Origin of the sequence: Kumtagia ephedrae (assembly GCF_003012745.1) — a bacterium.
GTDB lineage: Bacteria > Pseudomonadota > Alphaproteobacteria > Rhizobiales > Rhizobiaceae > Kumtagia > Kumtagia ephedrae.
Map to the genome: position 1 here is coordinate 1 of NZ_PXYK01000081.1, position 514 is coordinate 514.

Sequence of the window (514 nt, forward strand, 5' to 3'; positions counted from 1 at the left end):
CGAACGGTTTGGCGGCGTCGACGAACCACTGCATCTCCGCCTCCTGGGCGGCGCGGTCGAGGGCGGACTGGTCCTTGATCTCGGCGTCGAGGAAAGTTTTTGCCGCCTCGATGTCGGCGAAGGCGGCGCCGCTGCCGGCGAGCAGCGCCAGCGCCGTGGTTGTCGTGAGCAGGTAGCGTTTCATGAAAGTTCCTCCCTTTGTAAAAGACAGTCGCAAGTCGAAGTCGCATCGTTCCGCCCGGCCGCGGCCGGCGCGAAAAAGTCCTCCCCTAGACGGTGCGGAACACGCCGACGGCGTAGACCACCGACAGGGCGAGCGCCCACCACAGGTCGGGTCCGACCAGGCCCAGCCAGGCGAGATGGATGAAGGCGGCACCCAAGAGCGACACGAACAGCCGATCGCCGCGCGTCGTCTCGAAGCGCAAAATGCCGACGCGCGGATTGCCGCCGGGCGAAACATATTCCCACACGCCCATGCCGACCAGCATGGCGAAGATCACCGCAAAGAAGATCG

1 protein-coding gene and 1 pseudogene are annotated in these 514 nt (G+C 65.4%); both read right to left on the reverse strand.

The window, feature by feature from the left end; translation table 11 throughout:
• Positions 1–184 (reverse strand): annotated as a pseudogene (locus tag C7I84_RS29360) (carbohydrate ABC transporter substrate-binding protein); the annotation flags it as partial.
• Positions 185–269: 85 nt separating this feature from the next.
• Positions 270–488 (reverse strand): DUF2160 domain-containing protein, encoded by a 219-nt coding sequence (locus C7I84_RS29365; protein WP_245428666.1) that lies wholly within the window; start codon positions 486–488, stop codon positions 270–272.
• Positions 489–514 lie beyond the last annotated feature (26 nt).